At 72.5% G+C, this 26,749-nt stretch carries 19 protein-coding genes; 6 read left to right on the top strand and 13 right to left on the bottom strand.

Annotated elements, in window-relative coordinates:
• Positions 1-163: 163 nt before the first annotated feature.
• Positions 164-988 (top strand): undecaprenyl-diphosphate phosphatase, encoded by an 825-nt coding sequence (locus tag WME85_RS52540; RefSeq protein WP_437833311.1) that lies wholly within the window; start codon positions 164-166, stop codon positions 986-988.
• 72 nt (positions 989-1,060) lie between these two features.
• Positions 1,061-2,218, top strand: a complete 1,158-nt coding sequence (locus WME85_RS52535; RefSeq protein ID WP_437833308.1) for a mannose-1-phosphate guanylyltransferase — start codon at positions 1,061-1,063, stop codon at positions 2,216-2,218.
• 9 nt (positions 2,219-2,227) lie between these two features.
• On the opposite strand, the gene rsmI is transcribed toward WME85_RS52535, so the two are convergent.
• The gene (rsmI, locus tag WME85_RS52530) at positions 2,228-3,106 is read right to left on the bottom strand and encodes a 16S rRNA (cytidine(1402)-2'-O)-methyltransferase (protein WP_437833305.1); all 879 of its coding nucleotides are present in this window, start codon (positions 3,104-3,106) and stop codon (positions 2,228-2,230) included.
• Positions 3,107-3,109: 3 nt separating this feature from the next.
• On the bottom strand, positions 3,110-4,417 hold the full coding sequence (locus tag WME85_RS52525; RefSeq protein ID WP_437833302.1) for an RNA polymerase factor sigma-32: 1,308 nt from the start codon (positions 4,415-4,417) through the stop codon (positions 3,110-3,112).
• Between the two features lie 230 nt (positions 4,418-4,647).
• Here WME85_RS52525 and WME85_RS52520 point away from each other — a divergent pair, with 230 nt between their 5' ends.
• The 3 genes from WME85_RS52520 to miaA are packed head-to-tail and all read left to right on the top strand — an operon-like array spanning position 4,648 to position 8,341.
• A complete protein-coding gene (locus WME85_RS52520) occupies positions 4,648-5,295 on the top strand; it encodes a hypothetical protein (protein ID WP_437833300.1) in 648 nt (215 codons plus the stop codon).
• Entirely contained in the window at positions 5,292-7,397 is a 2,106-nt protein-coding gene (mutL, locus tag WME85_RS52515) for a DNA mismatch repair endonuclease MutL (RefSeq protein WP_437833298.1), read from the top strand. Before WME85_RS52520 ends, mutL begins: the two co-directional genes overlap by 4 nt.
• Positions 7,394-8,341: a tRNA (adenosine(37)-N6)-dimethylallyltransferase MiaA gene (gene miaA / locus WME85_RS52510; RefSeq protein ID WP_437833296.1), complete on the top strand. Its 948-nt coding sequence runs from the start codon at positions 7,394-7,396 to the stop codon at positions 8,339-8,341. Before mutL ends, miaA begins: the two co-directional genes overlap by 4 nt.
• A gap of 108 nt (positions 8,342-8,449) precedes the next feature.
• Here miaA and WME85_RS52505 read toward each other — a convergent pair whose 3' ends face one another.
• From WME85_RS52505 to WME85_RS52460, 10 genes are all read right to left on the bottom strand, one after another.
• Positions 8,450-9,253: a phytanoyl-CoA dioxygenase family protein gene (locus WME85_RS52505; RefSeq protein ID WP_437833294.1), complete on the bottom strand. Its 804-nt coding sequence runs from the start codon at positions 9,251-9,253 to the stop codon at positions 8,450-8,452.
• A 284-nt stretch (positions 9,254-9,537) separates the two neighbouring features.
• Positions 9,538-10,215, bottom strand: a complete 678-nt coding sequence (locus tag WME85_RS52500) for a hypothetical protein (protein WP_437833291.1) — start codon at positions 10,213-10,215, stop codon at positions 9,538-9,540.
• Between the two features lie 410 nt (positions 10,216-10,625).
• Positions 10,626-13,019 carry a methyltransferase domain-containing protein gene (locus WME85_RS52495; RefSeq protein ID WP_437833288.1) on the bottom strand — a complete coding sequence of 798 codons (2,394 nt, stop codon included), beginning with the start codon at positions 13,017-13,019 and terminating at the stop codon, positions 10,626-10,628.
• A 52-nt stretch (positions 13,020-13,071) separates the two neighbouring features.
• Positions 13,072-14,364: a DUF1552 domain-containing protein gene (locus WME85_RS52490; RefSeq protein ID WP_437833285.1), complete on the bottom strand. Its 1,293-nt coding sequence runs from the start codon at positions 14,362-14,364 to the stop codon at positions 13,072-13,074.
• Between the two features lie 146 nt (positions 14,365-14,510).
• On the bottom strand, positions 14,511-15,833 hold the full coding sequence (locus tag WME85_RS52485) for a DUF1552 domain-containing protein (protein ID WP_437833283.1): 1,323 nt from the start codon (positions 15,831-15,833) through the stop codon (positions 14,511-14,513).
• A 51-nt stretch (positions 15,834-15,884) separates the two neighbouring features.
• Positions 15,885-17,591 carry a DUF1592 domain-containing protein gene (locus tag WME85_RS52480; RefSeq protein WP_437833281.1) on the bottom strand — a complete coding sequence of 569 codons (1,707 nt, stop codon included), beginning with the start codon at positions 17,589-17,591 and terminating at the stop codon, positions 15,885-15,887.
• Between the two features lie 299 nt (positions 17,592-17,890).
• The gene (locus WME85_RS52475) at positions 17,891-18,046 is read right to left on the bottom strand and encodes a hypothetical protein (RefSeq protein WP_437833278.1); all 156 of its coding nucleotides are present in this window, start codon (positions 18,044-18,046) and stop codon (positions 17,891-17,893) included.
• A 187-nt stretch (positions 18,047-18,233) separates the two neighbouring features.
• Complete coding sequence (locus WME85_RS52470; RefSeq protein WP_437833276.1) at positions 18,234-18,776, bottom strand: inorganic diphosphatase; 543 nt, start codon at positions 18,774-18,776, stop codon at positions 18,234-18,236.
• A gap of 217 nt (positions 18,777-18,993) precedes the next feature.
• Entirely contained in the window at positions 18,994-21,420 is a 2,427-nt protein-coding gene (locus WME85_RS52465) for a DUF1592 domain-containing protein (RefSeq protein WP_437833273.1), read from the bottom strand.
• A gap of 59 nt (positions 21,421-21,479) precedes the next feature.
• On the bottom strand, positions 21,480-22,775 hold the full coding sequence (locus tag WME85_RS52460; RefSeq protein WP_437833271.1) for a DUF1552 domain-containing protein: 1,296 nt from the start codon (positions 22,773-22,775) through the stop codon (positions 21,480-21,482).
• Between the two features lie 827 nt (positions 22,776-23,602).
• On the opposite strand from WME85_RS52460, the gene WME85_RS52455 reads away from it, so the two are divergent.
• Positions 23,603-25,171: a hypothetical protein gene (locus WME85_RS52455; RefSeq protein ID WP_437833269.1), complete on the top strand. Its 1,569-nt coding sequence runs from the start codon at positions 23,603-23,605 to the stop codon at positions 25,169-25,171.
• A gap of 169 nt (positions 25,172-25,340) precedes the next feature.
• Here WME85_RS52455 and WME85_RS52450 read toward each other — a convergent pair whose 3' ends face one another.
• Complete coding sequence (locus tag WME85_RS52450) at positions 25,341-26,675, bottom strand: phosphoribosyltransferase family protein (protein ID WP_437833266.1); 1,335 nt, start codon at positions 26,673-26,675, stop codon at positions 25,341-25,343.
• Positions 26,676-26,749: the final 74 nt, after the last annotated feature.

Raw genomic sequence — 26,749 nt, 5'->3', positions numbered from 1 at the left:
GCGCCGGGACGCTCACCTGCTCCTTCACGGGGTATGTGGCGTCGCGCCGCAGCGCGGCAACGCGATGAGGCGGCGCTCGGCCGCTGCTGGGGCGGGGGCGCTGCTCGGGCGGGGGCGCTACTCAGGATCGACAGGGAGCGCCAGGCTGGAGTATCGGTCGAGCGTGGGTCTCGTGGACGTCGCGGTGCTCGCGGCCGTCGAGGGGGCGGCGCAGGCGCTGCCCATCTCGGCCACCGGGCATGGCGCGGCGGCCCGGCTCTGGCTCCGCGCTGTCGACGGCGGCGCGTGGGCCGTCGCCGCGCAGCTCGCGGCGGCGGCGGCGCTCGCGATCGCCGTGCGGCAGCGGCTCCGGAGCGCGCTCGGCGAGGGCGTCCGGGGGCTCGCGAGGCCGTCGCTCTTCAGGGCCTCGCCGCCGGCGCGCGACGCGGCGCTGCTCGCGCTGGGCGCCGCGGTGAGCCTCCTCGTCGCGGCGGCGCTCCGGCCCTACGCCGCGCGGTGGGGGCACGCGCCGCTCGCGGCGGGGCTCGGCCTGCTCGCCACCGGGGCGGCGCTCGCGAGCACCGCGGTCGCGCCGCGGCGGGCCGACCGCGAGGAGACCGACGCGCCGTCGCTCGCCGGGATGATCGCGGCCGGCGCGGCGCACGGGGTCGCGGCGCTGCCGGGCGGGTCGCGCGTCGGGGCGGCGCTCGTGCTGCTGCTCTGGCTCGGCGTCAGGCCGGCCCGCGCCGTCGAGCTCGCGCTCGCGCTGAGCATCCCCGCGCTGCTCGTCTCGGGGCTCGCGGAGGCGCGCGCGCTCTACGCGCCCGCGCCCGTGCCGGCCGCCGCCGCGGCGCTGGGCCTGTTCGCCGCCTTCGTGGGCGCCGCCGCGGGGGCCGCCGCGCTCCGCGCGCTCGCCGAGCGGCGGCGGACCGCCGCGCTCGCGCTGTGGATCATCCCGCTCGGCCTCGCGATGGTGGCCTACGCGCAGGCGCTGCCCGGCCCGTCCTGAGGAGGCCCTCTGCCATGATCGCGCCGCAAACCGTGCCGTACCCTTCGACAGCCCACTCCTGAACGATCGCCCATGAGCTCGACCGAGACCTCCGTCCATGTCCTGATCCTCGCTGGCGGCGCGGGCACGCGCTTCTGGCCGGCGTCCCGCGCCGCGCGCCCGAAGCAGCTCTTGCCGCTGCTCGGCGGCGAGCCGCTCATCACCGCGACGGCGCGCCGGGTGCTGCCGCTGTGCGCGCGCGGCGGGAGCGACGGCTGGGAGCGCATCTGGATCGCGACCGGCCAGCACCTCGTGGCGCCCACGCGCGCCGCGCTGCCGGACGTCTCGGAGCGGCGCCTGCTGGTCGAGCCGGCGCCGCGCAACACGGCGCCGTGCATCGGCTGGGCGGCGGCGACCATCGCGCGCGACGATCCCGACGCCGTCGTGGTCGTGCTCCCGAGCGACCACCACATCGCCGACGTGCCGCGGTTCCTGGAGGTGGTGCAGGCCGCCGTCGCCTCGGCCCGGGGCGGCGCGATCACGACGATCGGCATCCGCCCGACGCACCCGGAGACGGGCTTCGGGTACATCGAGGCGGACGAGGCGGCCGGCGCGGGGCGCGCGGCGCCCGCGGCCCCCGCGGCGCCCTGTAAGGTGCTGCGCTTCGTCGAGAAGCCGAGCCGGGAGCGCGCCGCGGAGTTCGTGGCGAGCGGCCGCTTCCTCTGGAACGCGGGGATGTTCATCTTCCGCGCGGGCGACATGCGGGCGGCGATCCGCGCGCACCTGCCGGCGCTCGCCGAGGGGCTCGACGAGATCGACGGCGCGGCCGCGCTGGGCCCTGCGGACGAGGCGGAGACCGTCCTGCGGGTGTTCCCGCGCCTGCCGGCCGTCAGCATCGACCACGGCGTGATGGAGCACGTCGCCGGGCTCGCGGTGGTGCCCGGCGACTTCGGCTGGAGCGACCTCGGCAGCTGGCAGAGCGCCTGGGAGCTCGCCGACAAGGACGAGCGGGGGAACAGCGCGCCCGCGGGGTCGGTGCTGGTCGACGCGCAGCACAACCACCTGGTCGATCTGCGCACGCGCTCCGGCGGCGCGCCGGACGACCGCCGGGTGATCGCGCTCGTCGGCGTGGAGGGCCTGGTGGTGGTCGAGACCGACGACGCGCTGCTCGTCGTGCCGCGCGACCGCGCGCAGGACGTGAAGCACGTGGTCGACGCCCTGAAGGCGCGAGGCCAGGGCCGGCACACCTGATCTCTCGTTCTACTCGCGCGGCGCCTCCCGCCGCGCCACCGCCCGCGCGTAGATCTCGCGCCGCGGCAGGCCGAGCTCCACCGACAGCTCCTCCGCGATGTGCTTGGCGCGCCGCCCCTGCGCGAGCTCTCGATCGATCCGCGCGTCGATCTCCTCATCGCTCGGGTGCGCGCCCGCGGAGGCCACGTCGGCGGGCGCGAGCACGAGCGTGATCTCCCCGAGCCACTCCCGCTCCAGGGCCGCGAGCTCCTCCACGGTGCCGCCCAGGATCTCCTCGTGCACCTTCGTCAGCTCGCGCGCGACGACCGCGCGGCGGCCGCGCATCCGCTCGGCGAGCTCCGCGAGCGTCTCGCGGAAGCGCCGCGGCGACTCGAACAGCACCACCGCCTCGGGCGTCGACGTGACGAGGGCCAGCGCCTCGCGCCGCTCGCGCCCGCCGCGGGGCAAGAACCCCACGAAGCGGAAGCCCCCCGTCACGAGCCCCGACGCGCTCACCGCGGCCATCACCGCGCTCGGCCCCGGGATCGCCACGACGCGCGCCCCGACCTGCGCGGCCGCGCGCACGAGCGCCGTCCCCGGATCGCTCACGACCGGCGTGCCGGCGTCGGTCATGAAGGCGATCGACTCGCCCGCCGCGAGCCGCGCGGCCGCCCGCGCCGCGTCCGCCTCCGAGGCGTGCGCGTCGAACCGATCGACCGCCTTGCCCGCGACGCCGAGGTGGCCGAGGAGCGCGCGGGCGCGCCGCGTGTCCTCCGCGAGGATCCGGTCCGCCCCGCGCAGCGTCTCGACCGCGCGCAGCGTGATGTCGCCGAGGTTGCCGATCGGCGTGGCGACCACGTAGAGGCAACCGCGGCCGCCCGACCCACCCTGCTCGCCGCCGATCGACAAGGCCTAGTCCGCCTCGACGGCGTCCCCGAGCTCCTCCTGCAGGTACGTCCGCAGCTTCGACTGGAGCCGCGCCTCGAGCTGGCGCACGCGCTCGCGCGAGATGCCGAACTCGTTGCCGAGCTCCTGGAGCGTCAGCGGGTCCTCCGCCGCCATCCGCTTGTCGAAGATGATCACGTCCTTGCCCTTCAGCGTCTCGCGGAACTTCGAGAGCCGGTCGTGGACGAGCATGCCCATCTCGCTCGCCTCGAACGCGCTGTCCGGGCTCACCCCCGACGAGACGAGCATCTCGACGCGCGGGATCGAGCGGCCCTCGAGGTCGCCGACGGGCGCGTCGAGCGACGCCTCGCCGCTCGAGAGGCGGCGGTCCATGTCGACCACCTCCTTCTCCTCGACCGACAGGCGCTTCGCGATCTCCGCCGCCGTCGGCTCGATCCCCATCGCCGAGAGCTTCGCCTTCTCCTTGTTCAGGTTGAAGAAGAGCTTCCGCTGCGCCTGCGTCGTGCCGAGCTTCACCAGGCGCCAGTTGTTGAGGATGAAGCGGAGGATGTACGCGCGGATCCACCAGGCGGCGTACGAGGAGAGCTTGACGCCGCGGTACGGGTCGTAGCGCTTCACGGCCTGCATCAGGCCGATGTTCCCCTCCTGGATGAGGTCCATGATGTTCTTGTAGGCGCGCCGGTACTCGTACGCGAGCTTGACCACGAGCCGCAGGTTCGCCGTCACGAGCCGCGCGGCGGTCGCGACGTCCTGCGTCTTCGAGTACTTGACCGTCAGCTCCTTCTCCTCGTCCGGCGTGAGCAGCCGGTGGCGCTGCACCTCGCGCAGGTAGGCCTGGAGCGGGTCCGTGCGCGACAGCGCCGCGTCCCCGCTGCCGCGGCCCTCGCTGGCGCCGACCCGCGCCGAGCGCGGGATCTCGATGTCGTTCAGGTCGATGCTCTGATCGTCGATGACCTCGCCGACGACCTCCACGACGTCGCCCTCGTCGACGTCGCCCGCCCTCTCGGCGCCGCTCTCGGGCGCGGCGTCCGCCTCGTCCTCGTCGTCGCCGCGCGCGCCCTCGTCGTCGCCCGTCGCCGGCTGCGCTGCCTCGCCGCGCGCGCGGCCGGCGGCCTTCGCGGTGGTGCGCTCGCGGCGCTTCGCGGCCGGGCGCGGGGCCGCGCGCTCCACCTCGCCCTCGCCCGTGTCGGGCCGGAGGTCCGCGTCGGCGCCCTCCGAGTCGGACCGAGGGCCCGCCTTCGCCGTGCCCTCGGGCTGCGGCGCTCCGGCCCCCTTCGTTCGCTTCGCTCGCGGCTCGCTCTTGCTCTTCGCCACCCGGACCTCGTCCTCGAAGTTCTAGTACAGCCCCGCCGCGTCGCGCCACCTGCGCCGGCGCGCAGTCGACGGTCAGCCCGCAATCCCCCGCGATCCAAGGCGACCCGAGGCCACCCGCCCCGCGATCCACCCGAGGCTACCCGCCCCGCGATCCACGGGAAGGCCGCGGGGGCGGCGGGTCAGGAAGACGGCGCGCGGGATCGGAGAACGTGCTACACGGCAGCCGTCACGTGGACTCGCACCGACCTCCGCGCCCGCGCTCGCTGCGCCCCTGGTACCTGGTGGCCACCATGCTGCTCACCTGGCTCATCGGCGTGCGCGGGTTCATGACCGGGTGCGGGACGGCCACGTACCTGCGCGGCGGCATGGCCCCCGACGTCATGGTGGTGGCCGAGCAGGCGCGCGACCAGGGCGATCCGTTCCAGTTCACGTTCCTCGTGCTCGAGGCCGCCCAGGCGCGCGCCCTGAGCCTGCACCAGGACGTCTCCTTCCCGCTCAGCGTCGGCAAGGTGCTCCTCTGCGGGCTGCTGGTGGTCGCGAGCGGGCTGGCGCTCGGCGGGCGGCCCGGCACCCGCGGCTTCGTGCTCCAGGTCCTGGCCGCCAACCTCGCCTTCGCCGCCGTCGAGTACGCGCTCACCCGGAGCGTCCGCGGCGCCTGGATCGACATGGTGGCGCAGGCGGGCGCGCTCCTGCCATCCGACGTCCCCGAGCGCGCTGGCCTCACGAACCCGGGCCTCTGGTGGACCGCCGAGCGCGTGCGCTTCGTCGTCTTCGAGCTGGCCATCCTCGCCTCCGCCGCGCTGGCCCTGACGCGGGAGCGCACCAAGCTGTATTTCCAGGCGGTCGCCCGGACCATCGACCCCAGCGACGAGCCATGAGCACCGCCGAGAGGATCGCCGGCGCGGATCCTCGATCGAAGCCCGCCCAGGCCGATGAGCGGAGGGTCGCCGTCCTGCCGGACGACCTCGCCAACCAGATCGCGGCGGGCGAGGTGGTCGAGCGGCCGGCGAGCGTGGTGAAGGAGCTCGTGGAGAACGCGCTCGACGCGGGCGCGCGCCGCATCCGGGTCGACATCGAGGGCGGCGGCGTCGGCCTGGTGCGCATCGCGGACGACGGGAGCGGGATGAGCCGCGAGGACGCGTCGCTCGCGGTGCTGCGCCACGCGACGAGCAAGATCGCCCGGCTCGACGATCTCCGCAGCATCCAGAGCTTCGGGTTCCGCGGCGAGGCGCTCCCGAGCATCGCCTCGGTCAGCCGCTTCTCGCTGCGGACGCGGCGCGAGGGCGAGTCCGAGGGGACGGAGATCCGCATCGAGGGCGGCGGCGCGGCGCAGGCCATCCCCTGCGGGTGCGCCGCCGGCACCGTGGTCGAGGTGCGCGACCTCTTCTACAACGTCCCCGCGCGGCGCAAGTTCCTGCGCGCGGTCGGGACCGAGTCGGCGCACGTGACCGAGATCGCGCAGGCGATCGCGCTCGGCGAGCCGGGCGTGACGCTGGTCCTGTCGCGCGACGGGCGCGTCGCGCGGGAGTGGCTGCGCACGACGAACCGCGCGGAGCGGGTGCGCGCGATGCTCGCGGGCGAGGAGCTCGCGACGTGCGCGGGGCAGCGGGGGCCGCTCACGGTCGAGGCGTTCGTGTCGCGGCCGGAGCGCGCCCGCTCGGGCGCCGGCTGGCTGTGGATGTTCGTGAACGGCCGGCACGTGCGCGACCGCTCGCTGGCGCGCTCGATCGCGCTCGCCTACGGCAGCGTCCTCGAGCCGGGCCGGTACCCGATCGGCGCTGTGTTCATCGACCTGCCCACCGAGCTCGTGGACGTGAACGTCCACCCCCAGAAGGCCGAGGTCCGCTTCGCCGACGGCCGCGCCGTGGCCGACGCGATCTACAAGATCGTCGCCGCGCAGGTGGCCGCGGCGTTCGGCCTGCCCGCGCCGGCCCCCGGCGGCTTCCAGGGCCGCAAGGGCAAGCTCTTCGAGGAGGCGCCGCCGCCGCCCGGGGACGCGTGGGTCTGGTCGAGCAGCCCCGCCGCCGAGGCGACCCCGGCGGGCGCCTCGACCGAGCGGCAGGAGCCGCCGGCCGATCGGCAGGAGCCGCCGGCCGATCGGCAGGAGCCGCCGGCCGATCCGTGGGGTCTCGGTGGCGACCTCGGCGGGGTCCCGCCAGCGCGCCCCGAGGCCGCGCGCGCCGAGGCTGCGCGCTCCGAGGCGGCGCGCGCGCGCCAGGAACCCGTCCCGTTCCCCGGCACATTCCCCGGCAGGGCGGCGCCGGCGTGGGCCGACGCGCCGCTGCCGGGGCCGCGCGTCGCGCCGGGCGAGCCGGCGGACGTGCCAGGCGCGCCGCCGCACTCCTACCCGAGCTTCCCGAGCGGCGGCGGGCCCGTGCTGGCCGCGGCCGAGCGGACCCTCGCCTGGCGCTCGCTGCGCTTCATCGCCCAGGTGCGCAACACGTATTTCGTCTGCGAGGGGCCGGACGGGATCTACTTCCTCGATCAGCACGCGGCGGCGGAGCGCGTGACGTTCCACCGGCTGCGCGCGTCGTACGACGGCCGCGACATCGCCACGCAGAAGCTCCTCTTCCCGGTGGTCGTCCCGGCGGCCCCCGCCGAGGTAGCGCTGATCGAGGAGGCGCAGGAGGCGACCGCGCGGCTCGGGCTCGACGTCCGCCCGGCGGGCGCGGCGCAGCTCGCGGTGCACGCGGTGCCGACGCTGCTCCGCCGCGCGGCGCCCGAGCGCCTCGTGCGCGACCTCCTCGACGAGCTGAGCCACTCGGGCGAGCGCGCCTTCTCGGGCGCGGTCGACCTCGCGCTGGCGACGATGGCCTGCCACGGCTCGCTGCGCGCGGGCGATCCGGTGGCGCCGGAGGAGGCGCGCGCGCTGCTGGCGGCGCTCGACGAGGTCGACTTCGCCGGTCACTGCCCGCACGGCCGGCCGGTCGTGATGCGCGTCGGGTGGCCGGAGCTGGAGCACCGCGTGGGGCGGCGGTGATCGAGGCGGAGCACGAGGCCGCGCCGGGGGCGACCGCGGCCGTCGCGCCGCCGTCGTGGGAGGCGGTCGAGCCGCCGCCGCCGGGCGAGCTGCTGGTCGTCGTCGGCCCGACGGCGAGCGGCAAGACCGAGCTCGCCATCCGGCTCGCGGAGCGCTTCGGCGGCGAGGTGGTGAGCGCCGACAGCGTGCAGATCTACCGCGAGTTCGACCTCGGCTCGGGGAAGCCGACGCCGGCCGAGCGGGCGCGCGCGCCGCACCACCTTGTCGACGTGGCCGACCCGCTGCAGGCGATCGACGCCCAGCGCTTCGCGGAGCTCGCGGAGGCGGCGGTCGCCGACATCCGCGGCCGCGGCCGGGTCCCGATCGTCTGCGGCGGCACGTTCCTCTGGGTGAAGGCGCTGGTCTTCGGCCTCTCGCCGGCGCCGGCCGCCGACGCCGAGGTGCGCGCGCGCCACCGCGCGATCGCCGACGCCGAGGGGCGCGCGGCGCTCCACGCGCGCCTCGCCGAGGTCGATCCGGAGAGCGCGGCGCGCCTCGCGCCCAACGACCTCGTGCGCGTGAGCCGGGCGCTGGAGGTCTACGAGCGCTCGGGCCGGACGCAGAGCGCGTGGCACGCCGAGCACGGCTTCCGGGAACGCCGGCACGCCGCGCGCCTGCTCGCGGTGCACAGGGACCGCGCCGAGCTCGACCGGCGCATCGAGGCGCGGGTCGCCGCGTGGCTGGAGCAGGGCTGGGTGGACGAGGTCCGCTCGCTCCTGGCCCGCGGCTACGGCGACGCGCGGGCGATGGGCTCGGTCGGCTACAAGCAGGTGCGGGAGCACCTGGAAGGCCGCCTGCCGGCCGAGGAGCTCGCCCCGGCCATCGTGCGCGCCACGCGCACCTTCGTGCGGCGGCAACGAACCTGGCTGAGGGACCAGGCGATCGCGCACGTCGCGCTCACGTGATCCATAACACCAACGAAATCGAGCACTTACAAGCAGAAGCCCGCCCGCGAGGGGCGCTCCGGTCGCGGGGCGCGCGGGGAGCGATCCGCGGGCGGGCGGCGGCGCGCGTCAGTAAGCGAAGGCCTGGTAGACCTCGGTCTCGTCCGGCGCGTCGAGCGAGTCGACGACGGGATTGAAGCGGAGCATGCGCTTCGCGCGCTCCGACAGCTGGGCGAGGCCCTCGCGCGGCACGCGGATCGAGACCTCCGGGCGGAAGAGCCAGCGGCGGCTGTACCCGATCACCACCATGGGCCGGGGCTCGCGCGTGCGGTTCGGGGTGCCGCGGTGGAGGCCGCGGACGTCGCGGACCATGACGTCGCCGAGCTCCATGGTGACCGGCTCGAGCGCGACCTCGCCCATCTCGAGGCGCCGCAGGCCCTCCGCCTTGGAGAGCATGTGCGTGCCGCGGGCGATCTCGACGGGGCCGTTCTCGGCGGTGACGTCGACGAGGGGGAAGTTGACGGCGAGCTGGAACGCGGGCGTCTCCTTCCCTGTCTCGGGGAAGAGCGGCGGGGTGTCGCGGTGGACATCCTGGTAGTCGGACCCGAGGAGCGGAGTATCGGTCGCGAGCTGGACCATGGTCATGTCGGCCCCGACCAGGCGCTCGACGACGCCGAGGAGGGTCTCCTCCTCGTAGATGCGCGGCTCGGCGAAGGGGGCCTTGAACGGGAGGGTCACATAATAGCGAGCTGGCCCCCGGTTCTTGAGGTGCCCCTCGCGCGCTATGTGCGCGTCGAGGAGCGGTGAAAAGGCCTCACGCCACGAGAGCAGCAGGCTCTTCGGAATGAGGTTCTTTATCACACAGAACCCATCGCGCTGCGCTGCGTGGGCGAGCTCATCCATCTGGGCGCTCGTGTGGCGGGCTTGGCTCATGATGTCGGCGCCAAGCTTGATGGGAGTCCGCTGGAGTCGTCAAGCTCAGCGCTTGCGCGCTGTCGATTGATGCGGACCCACCTTCCCCGGAATCATGGCCTCCGGATAGAAAGCACCGCTCGAGGTGCCTGGCTCACGCGCCCGGCAGAGGGTGGACAAGCGGGCTCAGCGACTTCGTCGCTGAGGCGCTCGCGGGCCGTCGTGCTCCCGGCTGTTCCCGGCTCCGCCCGTCGACATTCGCTCGACACCCGCTCCCGCCGCACGGGCGTGGCGCGCCCGCGGCGTCAGCGCGCCTGCCGCCTGACCTCGCCGTCGCAGCGCGGGCAACCCGCGCTGCGCGGCCGCGCCTCCTGCGCGAACGCGACGCGCCCGCAGCCCGCGCACACGGTCATGTGGCTCCGGTAGAGCTCCGCGTCGGAGAGGATCTCCGCGGCGAAGAGGCTGAGCACGATATCGCTGAGGAGGTCGCTCTCGCGCGGCGCCGGCAGCCAGCCGGAGCGCTCGCCGACGACGCTCCACCGCACGCGCGCGCTGTACAGCGCCGTGCGGAGGAACCCGCCGTCGGGGTTCGGCGCCACGAAGTCGAGCAGCGCGAGCCCCACGCGCCGCCGCGCGCGCTCGACGAGCGCCGCGACCTCGCGGTGCCGCTCGTCGATGCCGGCGAGCTCCACGGTCTCGGCGCCAGGCTCGCGCAGCGCGCGCGGGACCCTCATCCATCCGGGAGCGACGATGTGCTCGTGGAGCCACGCCGCGAGCTCGTGGGGCTCCCACGGGCGGGTCGTGACCTGCATGAACTGCAGCGCGCCGGCCAGGCTGGGGCTCGCGAGCATGCGCGCGCGCAGCGCCAGGAACGAGCCGGCCCGTCCGGCATCGACCTGGAGGCTCCGCCCGAGCACCTCGCTCCGGACGGAGCGGCTCGCAGGCCCGAGGCCAGCCATCGCGATCTTCAGGGAATTGCTCATAAGTTCCATGGAGGGGTTTCCGTCCCGCCGTGCGCTGCGGGGAGCGGCCGGTCTCCGGCGGTGTACGACGCGGTAAGCGCCTGGCGTGCCAGCCAGGAAATGCGGCAGGATCCCGCCACCCGGTGCGGGGGCGCGCCGGAAGCGCGCAGCCGGCCCGACGCCGCGAACGCAGCTGATGTCTCGAGGCCGCCACCCACCGCACTCGGCTGCTGTGCCGAGGCATCAGCCCGCAGGAGCGCCCCTGGCAGCGGCGCTCGGAGAGCACCCCGTGCTCATTCCTGGTCCGCGAGGGGGTCGATCTTGCGCACTGGCGCGGCGGACGGACCGATGTCCGCCCGCGACGAACACGATGTCATCGCGCGTGCCGAGATGGGGTGATCGGCGAGAGGGGGTGACGGCGAGATGCCGAATCAGACAGGCGACACGACGGTCTTCGAGGAGCTGCCGAGCGCGTGCGCGGCGCGCAGGGCCACGACCCGGAGGTGACCGTCCGGCAGGCGCTCTCGGCCTGCGACGAGCGACGTCAGCGGCACCCAGTGCAGCCGCCGGGCTGACGCGGGCGCCGGCGCGCCCGGGGGCGCCGCGGCGGCCGGGGCTGGCGCGGCCGGGGCTGCGGCTTCCTGGGCGACCGCGGCCACGACGAAGGCGAGCGGCTGGACCAGCTCCGGCGTCAGCCCGGCGGAGGGGCGGTAGGCGCCCCCGAGCTCGACGGCCTCCCCCACCTGGACGCCGTACTCGACCTCCAGCCGCGCTCGCACGAACGCCTCGGCGTCGGCGAGCGAGCGCGCGCTCCGCGGCAGCCGCCACGCCGGCGCGACGAGCAGCTCGCTGTTGCCCGAGAAGCTCTGGGCGGCGGGCAGATCGTGGTCGTCCACGCCGAGCAGGACCTCTCCCGACGGCGCGCGCGCGAGCAGCGCGGTCGAGACGGTCAGCGCGCCGAGCGGCCGCGGCACCACGTACTCCAGCTCGCGCGCGGCCACGACGCCGCCGCCCTCGGCCAGCTCCTCGAAGCGCGCCCGCCGCACCTCGAGGAACCCGGCGCTGGCGCCCGGGTCCACCCGCGAGAAGCGCCGGCGGCTCGGGCGCTCGAGCAGGGCGCCGAGCGGCGTCGGCTGCACGACGGCCGCCGCGCCGCCGCGCGCGCGCGAAACGTCAGAGGCGGCCGCCGCGCTCGATCCCGGCTGATCCGCGCGCGCCTCGGCGAGCGTGATCTCGTCGCCGATCCACGGCCCGAACGGCAGCCCGAAGCGCGCCAGCAGGTCGTAGACGTTCAGCTCGAGCCGCGCGTCGGGCAGGCCGCCGACCTGCGCGGCGCGCAGCAGCTGGCGCGCCTCGATGGCGCGGATGCGGCCCGACGTGCTGAAGCCGGAGACGTTGTCCGAGGGCGCGTTCACGAACGTGGGCTCGACCTCCACCAGCATCGAGCGCACCTCTTCGAGGATTCCGCCCGGCGACGGGTAGTACGTCGTCCCGGGGATCATCCGGTGGATCGCCGCCGGCGGCACCCCGGCCGCCCGCTCCAGCGTGCGCTCGACCGTGTGCCCTACCGGGAACTCGGTCTGCACCACCGCGAGCGGCTCGGCGAGGTAGTCGGCCGGTCCGCTGCCGTCGAGGGGCGGCGTCTCCTCGCGGCAGGCGTGCGCGATCGGCCGCGGATAGCTGGTCCGCGCCAGCACGTACGCGCTCTCGCCGGCGAAGAAGAAGGGCACGATGTCCAGCGTCGGGTGCGGCCTCGCCGCCAGGTCGAACACCCGCCCGGTGACGCGATCCTGGTGGTGCTCGATCCGCAGGAACTGCTGAGCGCCGCCCTCCGCTGCCCGGAGCCGGAACGCGACGCCCTGACCGGCCTTCACCTTCTCGCCGACGATCAGGTAGTTCGTGGGCGGATAGGGCAGCCGAGCCCCCGAGGTGTCGCGGAGGTCGAACCGGCCGGCGAACCGGTTCCGCACGATCCACGGGTTCCTGAGGGGCGTCGACGAGAGCACGCGCAGGCCGAGGCGGGCGAAGAGCGCCTCGAACTGCGCTTGCGAGAAGTAGGTGTACTCCTCCTTGACCTCGGCCTCCCAGTCGGCGCGGTAGTCCTTCCGCAAGACGAACTCGGCCGCGTGCTTGTGCGCGAGCCGGTACCGGCGCCACCCGGGGCGCGGCGCGGGCAGGGCGCCGGGAGGCTCGAGATCGACGCGCGCGAGCGGGAACCCGGGCTCCGCCGACAGCGAGCGGAACTCGCCCGCGAACCGCTCGAGCAGCGCCGCCGTCGAGGCGCTGCGGGGATCGGGGCCGTCGTCGCCGTCGTCGCCGGGCACGTCGAGCAGCACCTGCCCTGGCCCCGGGTCGACGAAATCCCGCACCACCAGCACGCCGCCCGGCGCGAGCTGCTGCACCTGCGCCGCGAGCGCGTCGGCGGCGTTCGCGTGGCGGTAGCCGCCGTACGAGGTCACGTGGTGCAGCACCGACGAGTCGAAGACCCCGTCGAGGCTCTCCGGGGGGAAGACCGGCGCGGCGATGTCGCCCAGCTGGAAGCCGAGGTTCGGGTGCTGATGGGCGCGGCGCGCGAGCTCGACCACGGTGGGATCGATGTCCACGCCGATCACCTCGAGGCGCGGGTAGAGCTGGGCCAGCGCGGCGCTGCCCTGCCCCGAGCCCATCCCCATGTCGGCGACGCGGCCCTCGCACAGGAGGTGCGCGGCGGTGAGCGCCACCTTCTGGCGCATCGACGCGTCCATCGCGGCCAGGTACCGCGCGTACGCGGACAGGTCGTCTCGCCGTTGATCCGCCTCGTATCCTGCAGGCTCGCGCGTCGTCATGGCGGCCAGTGTACGCCTGGCGGGGCGCGCGCGGAGCGCCGCTCCGGTCGCCTCAGGAGGCTGCCAGGCCCGGGAGCGGCGACTTCGACGGCAGGTTCGGATCGCCGAAGCCGCTGAAGCTCGTGACGCCCATCGCGTCGCAGAGGCTGAGCAGCACGCGCTCGTGCCGCTCGTTGCTCTTGACGTACCGGCCGCCAGGGCTCGTCTTGAGATAACCGCCCTCGCCGCTCGCCAGGACGAACTTCATCTCGTTCATGTTGTGGTTCGGGGAGTCGCCCATGTCGCGACACCACGCGATCAGCGTGTTGTCGAAGAGCGTGCCCGAGCCGTCGGCCTCGGGGATCGCCTTCAGCTTCGTGATGAGGTCGACGAACCGCTGCGACAGCCACTTCTCCAGCTTGATCAGGTCGAGGTGCGCGGGAGCGCCGGTGTGGATCATGGAGCCGTGCTCCTCGCCCCGCAGCCCGATGTCCGGCAGCTCGACGTTCATGGCCTGATCCGAGCCCCACTGGATCGCGGCCACCCGCGTGATGTCGCACGCGAACGCGCCGACGATGAGATCCATGTGCGCGAGGTTGGCCGCCAGCGGGTTGGTGAGGTCGCCGGCGGGCGACGTCGGCGCCTTGCAGCCGCCGCCCTCGCCGGACGACGCATTCGACAGCCGCTCCTCGATCTGGCGGATCGAGTCGAGGTGCAGCTCCAGCTTGCGCTTCTGCTCGGAGCCGAGGCCCCCCTCCAGCGTCTTGATCTCGCTCTTCAGGTGATCGAGGACGCTCCGGCGGCGGCGCAGCAGGTCGTCCGACGTGGTGTTCGACGGGACGGCCGAGCCGAACAGGGTCGAGTAGGCGGACATCGGGGACGCGATGGTCGGCAGGTTGTCCGCGCGATAGTACGGCGATCTCCCGCCGCTCACCGTGCTCTCGGCGCCGAGCAAGAGCGAGGGGATGGACGTCTTCACCCCGGCGGCGATCAGCTTGTCCGCGATGAACTGATCGACGGAGATCAGCCCGGCGGGGCCGCCGCCGAAGCCGAGGCCGGTGAGGCCGTCGGGGGCGCCGTGGTTGTTCCCGGGGTTCCCGCTGGGGAGGCCGTCCACGAGCACGATGTGCTGCTTCACGTCCGCGAGCGGCGACGTGGCCTCGCTGAACGTGGGGGTCTCGCCGGAGACGCTCGTCGGCTTCCAGATCGAGGGGGCGGTGCCCATCGTGCAGAACAGGAGCAGCCGCTTGGGCTTCCGCCCGGGCGCCGCATCGGCGACCGAGTCGAGGAAGGGCGTGAAAAGGAAGCTGGCGCCGACGCTCGCCCCGAGCGCCTTCAGAAACTCTCTACGACGATGGCTGCGCATGGACGACCCTTTCACTCGCTACCGATGTTCGGCAGGTGCAGCCGTGGGGCACACGACCTTGAGCTCTCTGTGTTGTAACTGCGCGCTCGCCGCGACAGGCGCGTGGGGGCGCGCCCGTCGCGGCGAGGGGCGTCGCGCCCTTTATTTCAGGTCGCCGCCAGGCCGGGGAGCGGGGACTTGGCACCCAGGCCCGGATCGCCGAAGCCGGAGTAGTCCGTGACGCCCATCGCGTCGCACAGGCTGAGCAGCACGCGCTCGTGCCGCTCGCTGCTCTTGATGTACCGGCCTCCCGAGGCCGTCTTCAGGTAACCGCCCGTGCCGCTCGCCAGGACGAACTTCATCTCGTTCTGGGTGTGGGCCGGCGCGTCGCCCATGTCGCGGCACCAGGCGACCAGCGTGTTGTCGAGGAGCATCCCCGAGCCGTCCGCCTCGGGCGTCGTCTTCAGCTTCTTGATGACGCCGACGAACTGCTCGTGCAGCCACTTCTCGAGCTTGATCAGCTTCACGTGCCCGGGGTCGTTGCCGTGGATGAGGCCGTTGTGCTCCTCGTCCGCCAGGCCGATCTCCGGGATGCTCACGTTCATCGACTGATCCGAGCCCCACTGGATCGCCGCGATCCGGGTGATGTCGCACGCGAAGGCGCCGCAGATGATGTCCAGGTGAAGCTGGTTGGCCTTCATGTTGTTCGACATGTCGCCAGCGGGCGCCGTCGGGACGGTGCAGCCGCCGCCGCTCGTTCCGCCGCCGTTCGACATGGAGTTCGAGAGCCGCTGCTCGATCTGGCGGATCGACTCGAGGTGCAGGTCCAGCTTGTACTTCTGCTCCGAGCCGAGGTTCCCCTTGAGCGAGGTGATCTCGCGCGTGAGGTTGTCGAGGATGCTCTTGCGCCGGCGCAGCTGGTCCGCCGCGGCGGTGTCGTTGCCGCCCGGGGTGGGCGTCGTCGGCGCGACGCCGGTGAACACGGTCGAGTACGCCGACATGGGCGAGCCGATCGGCACCAGGTTGGTGCCCTTGTAGAAGCCCGTCTTGCCGCCGCCTGTGTCGGCGCCGAGCAGGAGCGAGGGGATCGGCGTCGACAGCCCGGAGCCCTTCAGCTTCTCCACGATGAACTGATCGACGGAGATCAGCCCGTAGGGGCCCTGGCTGGAGTAGCCCATCCCGGTGAGGCCGTCGGCGGACCCGTGGTTGTTGCCGGGGCTCGCGCTCGGGAGCCCGTCGAGCATCACGATGTTCTCCTTCACCTCGGCGAGCGGCGAGGTGGCCTCGCTGAACGTCGGGGTCTCGCCGGAGACGCTCGTCGGCTTCCAGACCTCGGGCGCCGTCCCCATCGTGAAGAAGATGAGGAGCCGCTTCGGCTTCTTGCCGGGCGCCGCTTCAGCAAGGGAGTTGTAGAAGGGAGAGAACAGCAGGCTCGCCCCCAGGCTAGCCCCGACACCTTTGAGAAAATTCCTGCGACTGTGGCTGCGCATGGCCGATCCTTTCACTTCCTACCGATCATCTCGCGGGTTGCAGCCGTGGGGTCACGGGCCTTGAACTCTGCGGGTGAAGTGCGGCGCGCGCGTCAGCGCGAGCCACACGCTCTTGATGGCGAAGTTGCCGGCGTCCGCCTCTTGCCGGACGCTCTCGTACGTGCAGCCGTCCTGCTCCCAGGTGTCGCCGAACGCGTAGTAGGACCAGTAACGAACCATGCAGTCCTTGACATCCTCGCTCGCAGCGAGGTAGTCGGCCAGCTCGGTGATACCGTTGAAGTTGACGTCTGCATCCCCCGAGGGCGGCTCGACGACCGTGCCGGTCGCGTCGATGGGGAGCCCGCCCTCGTCGTTCCGCCACCGGCCGAACGTGTCGTAGTGCTCGAAGCCGACGCCGATCAGGTCCATCTTCTTGTGGCAGCCTCCGCAGAACTCCGCCGTCGTGTGCTGCTTGAGCAGCTCGCGCGTCGTCATCGGGGTGTCCGAGACCTTGATGTTCGGATCGACGCCGGGCGGCGGCGGGTCGAGCGGCTGGCAGAGGAGGCGCGTGCGGACCATCTTGCCGCGCTGGGTCGGCGAGGACAGCTTGGCGCCGCCGTGCCCGGTCAGGAAGCTGCCGTGGGCCAGGATGCCCCGGTCGCGCTGCCCCGCGGCCAGCATCACCCTGGTCAGCTCGGTTCCCCCGGCGCCGCCGAGGCCGTAGTGGGTCGCCAGGTTGCTGTTGATGAACGTGTAGTCCGCCTGCAGGAGGTTGGAGAACGTGCCGTTCTGGTTCAGCGCGGTGTCCACGATGAGCGCCTTCGTCTCGTTCATCATGTCCTGGCGCGTGACGTCCGTGAGCTCGAACACCGTGTTGTCCTTCACGGTGGTGACCAGGCGGTTGAGCTGGAGCCAGCCGCGCATGAACCGCATCATCTCTGCCTCGACGCGCGGCCTCATCGCCGGGTCCTCCATGATGCGCAGCGCTTGCTCGGCGATCTGCTCGCCGGTCAGGGTGGCGCCCGCGCTGGCGGCCGCGTCGGCGGCCTGCAAGAGCGTCTCGTCCGGCATGGTCCCGGTCAGCAGGTACGAGATGTTGCTCGCGATCTCGTGCGGGGTGAGGTTGAAGGTGCCCGAGCCGTTGTCCGTCCCGAGCTCGTGGCGATAAAGGAAGTACGGCGACTGCAGCATGGCGCTCACGACCACCTTGGCGCCTTCCTCGAACGACTTCTCCGCCGTGAACAGCGCGCTGTACGAGGCGACGCGGTCGTCCGTGAGCTTCTCGCGGAACGCGCGGCGGCCGAAGTCGCGAATGAACTCGGCGGCGCAGCTCTCGTCCACGGTGCCGCACGTGGCGGTGGTGATGCTGCTGAGCTTGTTCGTCACCGCCCAGTCCGCGGTCGTCTCGGCCCAGTCCATGATCTGCTGCGCGGTCAGGTCGCGGATGACGAGCGCGTTCGCGTCGGCCGTGAACCCGAGCACCTGCGGATCGTTGAAGATGCTCGGCAGGGCGACGCTCTCATCCCGGAAGAGGTCGCGGACGGTGGACTCGAACTGGTCGACCGTCAGACGCCGCACGGTGCGCGGCCCCGGGGTGCTCTTGTCCTCCACCATGCAGGCCGACACCTTCGGGATGTCGTGGGGCTGCGGCGGCGGATCGTCGATGGACGGCGTGCCATCATCAGGGGGGTTGCTGGAGTCGTCGTCGGGGGGCGAGCCGTCGACATCGCCCAGATTGCCCAAGCAACCGAGCGGGCCGGCGAGGAGCAGGAGTGCCACCCCCGAGTAGCGCCGGCACGCGCTCGCCGAGATTAAGCTATTAAGCGTGCTCATCATTGCTTGAGAAAAGCTGATGTCTGTCATGTTGTCAAGCCCCGATAAAGCGGTGTCGCCTCTAGATACCCACGATCTACCCGCGATGCTCACGTGCCCCAGCTTCAACTCATCACGTTCCGTCAGCGCTTGTTCGCGCCTCTCAACGCCTCTGCCCGCCTCCGGGCTCCGCCTCGTCGCCGTCGGACCTGTCGTCCGCGCTCGTCCGCGCTCATTCGCGCTCGGACGCGCCGCGTCGTTCCGGCTCACGAGGCTGTCCGCCACGCGAGCGAGCTCGTACCGTCCTCGATGCCGTGGCAGGGCCGGACCCGCTGGCCTGTCCAGCGCGCTTCGACCCCGAGCCTCGAGGCGAGCAGCTGGGCGATCGCCTCCGTCTCCGTGAGCATCGAAATGCGGTCCATGCCCGGACGATAAGCAACCCGTGTGCCGCGCGATTTCCCGGAGATCACCGGGGAGCGAGGTGCCGGTTTCTTGATTTTTTCGAGGAATGACGGGGGTGGACGCGAAGCGGTCCAGGAAGCGTGATCCACCTGTACCGCGATCCATCGGCGCTTTCCTGTGGCCGAGCCCGCCATGGGCCGGCCGCCGTCAGCCCTTGGACCAGGCGCTGATCGACCGATAGCTCGCGACGGACTCCTCGATGACCTCCAGCGCGCGGTTCCGGTCGTACATCGTGTCCACCTCGGCGAGCTTGTTCTCCAGCGTCTTGTAGTCGATGAAGAACCGCATGAGCTCCTTGGTCACGTGCGGAGGCAGCTCCTCGTGTGTCAGGTAGTGGCCCACGGAGGGGTCATCGACGGCGACGGCGATGATCTTGTCGTCAACACCCTTGTCGTCGCGCATGAAGAAGCCGCCGATCGCGCGCGCCCGCACGATCGTGAGCGGCACCACCGGCTCCTGCATCAGGACGAGCACGTCGAGCGGGTCGCCGTCGCCCGCGTGCGTCTGGGGGATGAAGCCGTAGTTGGCCGGGTAGTGCACGGACGAGTAGAGCACGCGGTCGAGCATCAGGAGCCCGGTCTTCTTGTCGAGCTCATACTTGCACTTCGATCCCTGCGGGATCTCGATGACGACGGGGAAGAAGTCATGTCGGCTGTCGGGGAGCAGGATGTCGTGAAGCGGATGGGTCATTGAGGCGTCCTGGGCTTTCGCCCCGCCCGGGACCGGGCGAGGGGCGCGCAGGATAGCAGAATTCCAGGGAAATTGGCGCGCGGCGTGCCGCGCGCCACCGGCGCCGCCCTGCCGCCGACCGCGCCGGCGCGGCCGTGTGGACCGGCGCCGGCGCTGGTCGCGCCGGTCGGCGGCGGGGTGGTAGGGCTTTAGGGCGATGCGCCGCCGCCGCCGCGGCTCACTCCCGCCAGCAGAAACCGAAGCTCGCGGACGCGCTCTTCTCGATCTGCGCGTTCCAGTCCACGCCGGTGAACTTCACGCCCGCGTTGCCCGCCTCGGCCACGGCGTTCCACACGTCGGAGAGCGTGCCGTCGACCTGGAGGGTGATCTCCCACGCCGCCTTGGCGTCGCCCAGGTTGGTGACCGTGACCGACTTGCAGCCGCCGCTGTCCCACACCGAGTCCACCTTCTCCTCGACGTCGAAGTCCGCGTTCGTGGGCGGGGGGTCGTTGTCGGTGCCCGACGGCTCCGAGTCGCCGCCGGGATCCTCCGTCGAGGAGCCCGGATCCGCCGCCACCTCGGCGAGGCGCTTCGTGAAGCGCGGCGACTGCGCGATCGCCTTGATGACGCCCGCGATGGTGAGGTTCTCTGGCCCGAGCTGCCCGGTGATCTGCTCCGCCATGCAGGAGAGCTCGGCCTGGTCCATGGCGCCGAAGCCGAAGCGGAGCCACTGGAGGGTGAAGCACGCCTGCGCGTCGGGGCTCTGCGCGAGCTTCTGGGCGAGCTCGCCGGTGCCGTCGAACTCACCGCTCGTGCTCGGCGCCCCGACGATGTTGCCGCTCGCGTCCACCGGGTGCCCGTCGTCGTTGTCGCGGTAGCGGCCGACGCCGTCGAAGTGCTCGAAGCCGAAGCCGATCCCGTCGATGAGCGTGTGGCAGCTGCCGCACGCCTCGTTGTTGGAGTGCTCGGCGAAGCGCTCGCGGGTCGACTTCGTGGGGTCGGGCTGGGGCGGCTTGACGTCGAGGCCCGCGGGCGGCGGCGGCAGCGGCTGGCAGAGGAGCTGCTCGCGCACGAACTTGCCGCGGTGCACGGGCGACGACTCGGCGGCGTGCGCGTGGGAGCTGAGGACGCTGCCGAGGGTGAGGATGCCCATGCGGTTCGACCCGGTGAGGTCGACCCGCGTCATGCCGTCCTCGTCCGCGGCCCCGCCGGGCGCCTCCAGGCCATAGAACGACGCGAGCTCCTGGTTCACGTAGGAGTAGTTCGCGGTGTACATCTCGTCGAGCGAGCCCGAGCCCTCGCGGATGAGGTGGCGCACGAAGGCGGCCGTCTCCTTCTCGATCGCCTGCCGGACCGCCTCGGTGTACTCCGGGTACGCGGCCATGTCCTTCGACGGCTTGGCGTTGAGCTGCAGCCAGGTCCTGAAGAACCGGAGGACGCCGGCGTCGGCCCGCGGGTCCTGCATCATCCTGTCGACCTCCGCGGAGATGACCGCCGGCGTCGCGAGCTCGCCCGACTCGGCCTTGCTGAGGAGCTCGTCGTCCGGCATCGAGCTCCAGATCATGTAGGAGAGCTGGGACGCGATCTCGTGCGGCAGGAGCTGGTACGTGCCGTCGGCCGCGACGGCGCCGATCTCCGGCCGATAGAGGAAGTAGGGAGACTGGAGCGCGGCGGTGATCATCGCCTGGATGCCCGCCGCGAAGCCCTCGTCGGCCTTCACGCTGCGGTAGAGCTCCATGTACCGCGCGCGGTCCTGCTGCGTGAGCGGCCTGCGGAAGGCGCGTCGCGCGAAGCTCTCGAAGAACTCGGTGGCGCACGCGTCGTCTCCGGTCGCGAGCTCGCAGGGGACGAGCGCGCCCGGCTCCTCGATCACCCTGGCGGAGATGTCCTCGGCGGCGTCGCGCATGAGCTGGACGTCGGTCCCCGCGAGCATGAGCGCGTCGGCGTTGTTGTCGAAGCCCTCGACGTTCGCGTCGGTCGGCAGGATGTAGCCGGTCGCGTCGACGCCGAGGAGGTCGGCCACCGTCCTGTCGAACTCGACGCGGGACATCCGGCGCAGGACGCGCCGCCCGGACACCATGTTGGGCTCGCAGGCGATCGGCTGCTGGTCGCAGCCGACGCCGAGGGTGACGCGGTTGACGAACTTCTCGAACACCGCGTATTCCTCGCTCTGGAACGGGATGAGCGCGCCGCCGGCGTGGCCATCGGGGTGCCGGCCGGAGGGGCGCAGGAGGAGCGTCGACTCGCCGTTCACCTGGAGCGAGGCGATGTCGCGCACCGCCTCGAAGTTCGCCTGGAGCGCCTCGTCGGTGCCCGAGGTGTCGAACACCATGCGGGTCCCCTTCGCGAGGCCGGTGTCGGTGTGACAGACAGTGCACTTCGAGGACATGATCGGGTCCCAGAGGTTCGCCTTGAAGAACGCGACGTCGTCGGCGCACCCCGAGTCCAGGGCGCCCGCGTTGTCTCCGCCGTTCGTCTCGTCGTCTCCTCCCCCGCCGAGCAGGTTGGTGCAGCCGACGCCGGCGGCGGCCACCGTGGCGCACGAGAGCACGAGCGCGTAGCCGAGGCGCTGCCGCAGCGCGCGCCGCGGGGCGTCGCTCGTCGGCAGAGGCCCGGAGAGCGACGCATCCACCTGGTCGAGGGGTCCCGTCGTGTTTGTGTTCATGAGCTTGTTCCTCGTGATCCCAAGGTAAGTGGGCGGACGGACATGCGGATGACGGCGCATCACGCGAGCCCGTCCAGCGGGCCGGTGCCCTTCGAGGCGTCGCCGAAGGTGCTGTTGCTGAGGCCCATGGCCTGACAGATGGAGACCAGGAGCTGCTGGTGGGGAGCGCCGCCGAAGTTGACGTAGCGGCCGGGCGTGAAGGCCTTCCCGCCGGCGAGGACGAACGGGACCGACTCGCACCGGTGCAGCGGCGCGTCGCCGAGCTCCTTCGCCCACACGACCAGCGTCTCGTCGAGCAGGGAGCCGCCGCCGGAGCCGGCGGTCGCCTTGAGCTTCTTGAGGAGATAGGCGAACTGCTCGGCGAACCATCGCTCCGCGATGCGGAACTTGTCGACGTCCTCGCCCGAGCTCGCGTGCGAGAGCGAGTGATGGTCCGAGCCGGAGAGGCCGAGCCACCGGAGGTGCAAGGGCGAGACCGTGTGAGAGAACTGGACGGTCGCGACCCGGGTCCGCCCGCACGCGAGCGCGGCGGCGACGAGGTCCATCTGCGCGGTGGCGATGTCGGGGACAGCGTCCTCGTCGGTCGGGTTGAACGAAGGCGGCGGCGCGGGCGCCGTTCCGCAGCTCGCGCCGACGGGGCCTGTGCCCGTGGCAGCGCCGGGCGCGATCAGCTTGAGCCCGTCGATGTGCGCGTCGAGCTTCGCCTGCTCGCGCGCGGGCACGCCGGCGCGCAGCGCCTCCATCTCGCCGTTCGTGACGCGGAGGATGCTCTCCCGCCGCTTCTTCTTCGGATCGACCTCGTTCGATCCCGTACCGGTCGAATCACCGGTGCCCGTGAAGCCGTCGAAGATCTGGTTGTACGCGGTCCGCGGCTCGTCGATGATGGGGGCGAACTGCCCCGCCGCGCTGTAGGACATGCGGGTCTGCGAGTTCGTCCCCCACGGGCTCGTGTAGATGCCGAGGTTGACCGGTCGGCTGCCGAGCTCCTGGGCGACGTACCAGTCGAGGCTCTGGCCGCGGCTCGCGCTGCCGGCGTTGCCGCCGCCCGTGAGCATGTTGACCATGCCAGGCTCGTGGTTGTCGACGCCCTTGAAATCGATGCCGTCGCACACGATGAGATCGGACTTGTGCGCCGCGAGCGGCTCGAGGATCGAGCCTGCGGGGAAAGAGAAGCTCGATCCGGACCCCTGAGGCCGCCAGAGATGGTGGTGGGTTCCGTTGGGAGAGAAGAATATAACCAGATTTCGGGCAGTCCCACCGTCGGCGCGAAGGTGGTTTATCCTCCCAAGGAACGGAGCGGCGAGGAGCCCGGCGCCCAGTCCGGCGGCGAAGCGACGTCTGGATATACGATTCATGACGACGCGCTTCTGCAGAGGTCATGCCCGCGAGACAAGCACCAGAAAGACGCTTGATTTCACGCGATAGGCATCGTGCCACATGTCGCCTGAACCCGGAGCGGTTCTGGGGATGGGATCCAGTCATCGAGAGACCGATCCAGGACCCGAATGAGTTCAGCGCACATTCACCACAATGGGCGAGCGAGCATGGTGTGGCGCGGCACCAGAGCTTCCAGCGCGCGTCGGCGGCCCTCATTTCACCGGAGAATCCTTCAGAAAATGTGTCAAAATCCTTTGAGAGCACATCGAGAGCATCCAAGGAACGTGCCGAGATCTCTCGAAGGCACATCAAGAATCTTCAGAAAACGTGTCAAAGTCCTCTGAGAGCATATCGAGGGAACTCAGGGCACATGCCCAGATCGTTCGGCGAGCTCATCAAGAATCTTCAGAAAAGGTGTCAAAGTCCTCTGAGAGCGCATCGAGACACATCCAAAGGTGCGTGCCGAGATCGCTCAACAAGCTCATCAATGAACCGTCAGAGAACGTGTCAAAATCCTCCGAGGACATATCAATAGCATTCAAGCAACATGCCGAGATCTATCGAAAGTGCATGGATGATCCCAGAAAGCGTGTCGAGATCCTCTGAGAGCGAATCAAGGGCATTCAGGGCCGCGTCGAGCGCTTCCGGATACCTCCACGGCGCGGCCTCCCGTCTCGAGCTGGCGGCCAGCGAGCCCCGGCCCGAGGCGCGCCGCGGCGATGGGCAGGAGGCGCCGCTCGTGCGATGAGCTAGGCGCCGCCGCCGGGACACACCCTCGTCGATCCCGGTACCTGTCGAGCTCGCCATGAGACCGTGCCCCACGCACGCCCCACCCCAGCGACCGGAGCCCGCGCCCGAGCTCTCGCGCGCCCCCGCGCCGCGGCACAAGGCGCCCGGCGCGCTCGCGTTGCTCGCGCTGCTCGCGCTGGCCGCGGCCCTCGGCGGCCCTCCCCTGGCGGCAGCCGGCGCGCCGGGCGCGCCCCCGGCCGGTCCGCCGGCGCCCGCCGCGAGCGCGCGGGCCGCGGCTCCCCCCGGCGATGCCGCCGCTCCCCCCGGCGATGCCGCTCCCCCCGGCGATGCCGCCGCTCCGGACGCCACCCCGCCGGCCGAGGGCCGCCCCGTCGTCTCGCCGGTGCAGCGGCCCGAGGAGCGCGACGCCCCGCAGCGCGCCTGCTCCTTCACGCTGCCCGTCTGCGTGCACGCGCCCGCCGATGTCCCCGGCGCCGCCCTCCTGGAGAGCCTCGCTCACCTGGAGGCCGCGATGCGCGCCTACGACGCGCTCGGCCTGCCACGACCCGTCCAGGACGGAATTATGGGCGGCGGGCCGGCGTACGATCTCTACCTGGAGCGCGGCCCACGCCGCGGCCCCCTCCGCGTCGGGCACGACATGCGGGCGCTCGGCGAGCGGTTCGACGCCGCGAGCGCGTTCGCCGTGGTCGCGGCGCCGGCGGGGCCTGGACGAGGCGGGTGCGCGAGCGCGTCCGACGCGGCCTACGCGCTCGGCCACGCCGTCGCCGCGCGCCTCGACGCCGGCGCGGAGGAGGGCGCGCTCGCGATGACGGCGAGCTACCTCGCCGCCGTCGCGGCGCCGTGCCCGGCCGAGGAGCTCGCCGCCGTCGATGCCTTCCAGCGGGCGCCCGAGCGGGCGCTCACGGGCGCGGCGCTCGGCGCGCTCGACGGCGCCTTGCTCTTTCCGTGGTACCTCGACGACGCCTACGGCACCGGGACGCCGGCGCAGATCGCCGCGTCGCTGCTCGCCATCGCGGCGCAGTCCACGCCCGCGGGCGCGGCGCGCTTCCACGCCGAGCCCGACATCTTCGACGCGCTCCGGGCGTCCCTCCGGTCCCGCGGCAAGGACCTCGACGACCTGCTCCTCGAGTTCGCGGTGGCGCGGGCGTTCCTGGGCAGCCGCAGCGACGGCGCCCACCTCACCGACGCCGAGCGCTTCGGCGACTTCGGCCGGGTGCGCTTCGAGTGGTCGCTCCCCTACGCCACGCTCCCGCGGCGGGTCGCGCCCCTGCGCCCGATCGAGCCGACCGGCGCCACGTACCTCTGGCTCGACCTCTCGGCCGAGAGCGCGGCGGCGCCCGGCCTCGAAGCGGCCGAGATCACCTTCGTCGCCGACTGGGAGCTGCCCGCGCTGTTCCGCTGGGCGATCGTGAAGGTCGACAGGCAGGGCGCCGAGGCCGGGCGCGTCGATGTCGCCGGCATCTTCGGCAGCAGCCGCGCGCAGCGCACCGTGGTGGGGCTCGACGGCCTGTCGGGGCTGCTCATCGTGGGCGTCAACGCGGGGAGCATGATCCGGAGCCACCCGTTCGACCCCGACGATGCGCCGTTCATGCCGCACGGGTACACGGTCTGGCTCTCCAGGTAGCGGAGCAGGCCGCCAGGGCATTGTTCAGGTTGAAACGCCAGGGAATGGAGAGATTTGAACCACAGAGGCACAGAGGACACAGAGGGACAACCCAGAAACTCTGTGCCCTCTGTGCCTCCGTGGTTCATCTTCTCTGGGTTTCGACCTGTTCGGTGTTGTCCTGGAGGCGTCACGCCCTCGCCTCGTCTCCCCGCGGGGGCAGGTGCTGCGCGAACCACTCCCCGGCGAGCCGGGCGACGGCCGCGAGGGCGCCAGGCTCCTCGAACAGGTGCGTCGCGGAAGGCACGATGGCGAGGCGGCGCGGGCCCGCGAGGCGATCGAGGGCGTCCTGGTTCAGCCCGAGCACGGTCGTGTCCGCGCTGCCCACGATGAGCAGCGTCGGCGCCCGCACCCGGGCCAGCGCCGCCCCCGCGAGGTCGGGCCTGCCGCCGCGCGACACGACCGCGCCGACCTGGCGAGGCCGCGCCGCCGCGGCGATCAGCGCGGCCGCCGCGCCGGTGCTGGCGCCGAAGTAGCCGACGCCGAGGTGACGGAGCTCGGGGCGCGCGAGGGCCCAGTCCGTCGCCCCGAGCAGCCGCCGGGCGAGCAGCTCGACGTCGAAGCGGAGGCGCCCGCTCCGGCCATCTTCCGCCTCCTCGCCCTCGGTGAGCAGGTCGAAGAGCAGCGTGGCCAGCCCCCAGCGCCAGAGCGCCTCCGCGACGGAGCGGTTGCGAGGGCTCCTGCGGCCGCTGCCGCTGCCGTGCGCGAAGATCACGAGGCCGCGCGCCCGCTCCGGGATCGCGAGATCCCCGGGGAGCGCCGCCGTCCCGGCCTGGACGCAGAAGGGGCGCTCCGAGCCCTCCGGCGGCCGCGGCAGCTCGCGCTGCGCCTCGGCGAGCAGCTGCGAGACCGCCTCGTCGGACGTCTGCGAGAAGTCCTCGTAGTAGGCGCCGATCGCCTGGAGGCTCGGATCCTCCTCGATGCAGGCGACGCCGTCGACCTCGCGGCAGAGCGACGACAGGCTCGACGGCGCGGCGACCGGCGTCGCGAGCACGAGGCGCCGCGGCGAGCGCTTGCGCAGATCGCGCAGCGCGGCCCGCACCGTGCCGCCCGTCGCGATGCCGTCGTCCACGACGATCACGGTCTGCCCTTCGATGGAGGGCACCGGCCTGTCGCCCCGGAACTTGCGCACCCCGCGCTCCACCTCGGCGGCCTGCTGCGCCGCGATCGCGGCGAGCTCCGCCTCGGAGATCCCGAGCAGCCCGACGAGGCTCCTGTCGATGTACACCTCGCCGCCCTCGGCGATCGCGCCCACGCCGAGCTCCGGCTGCCCGGGCGCGCCGAGCTTGCGCACGATCCACACATCGAGGGGCGCGCCCAGCGCGCGCGCCACCTCGTAAGCCACCTCGACGCCGCCTCGCGGCAGGCCCAGCACGAGCGGCGCCTCCCTCCGGTACCCCGAGAGCAGCCGCGCGAGCCTGCGCCCGGCGTCCCTGCGATCCTGGAACAGTTTGGCTCGACCCATCGCCGCCTCCCCTCACCCCCGCCCTTCCTCCCTTCAAGAGCGGTGCCGCGCGGCGCGCGCGGGGCGAGAGGCGC

Source organism: Sorangium sp. So ce1153, from assembly GCF_051521595.1.
Lineage (GTDB): Bacteria > Myxococcota_A > Polyangia > Polyangiales > Polyangiaceae > Sorangium.
This window is presented reverse-complemented; position numbering and strand designations above follow the sequence as displayed.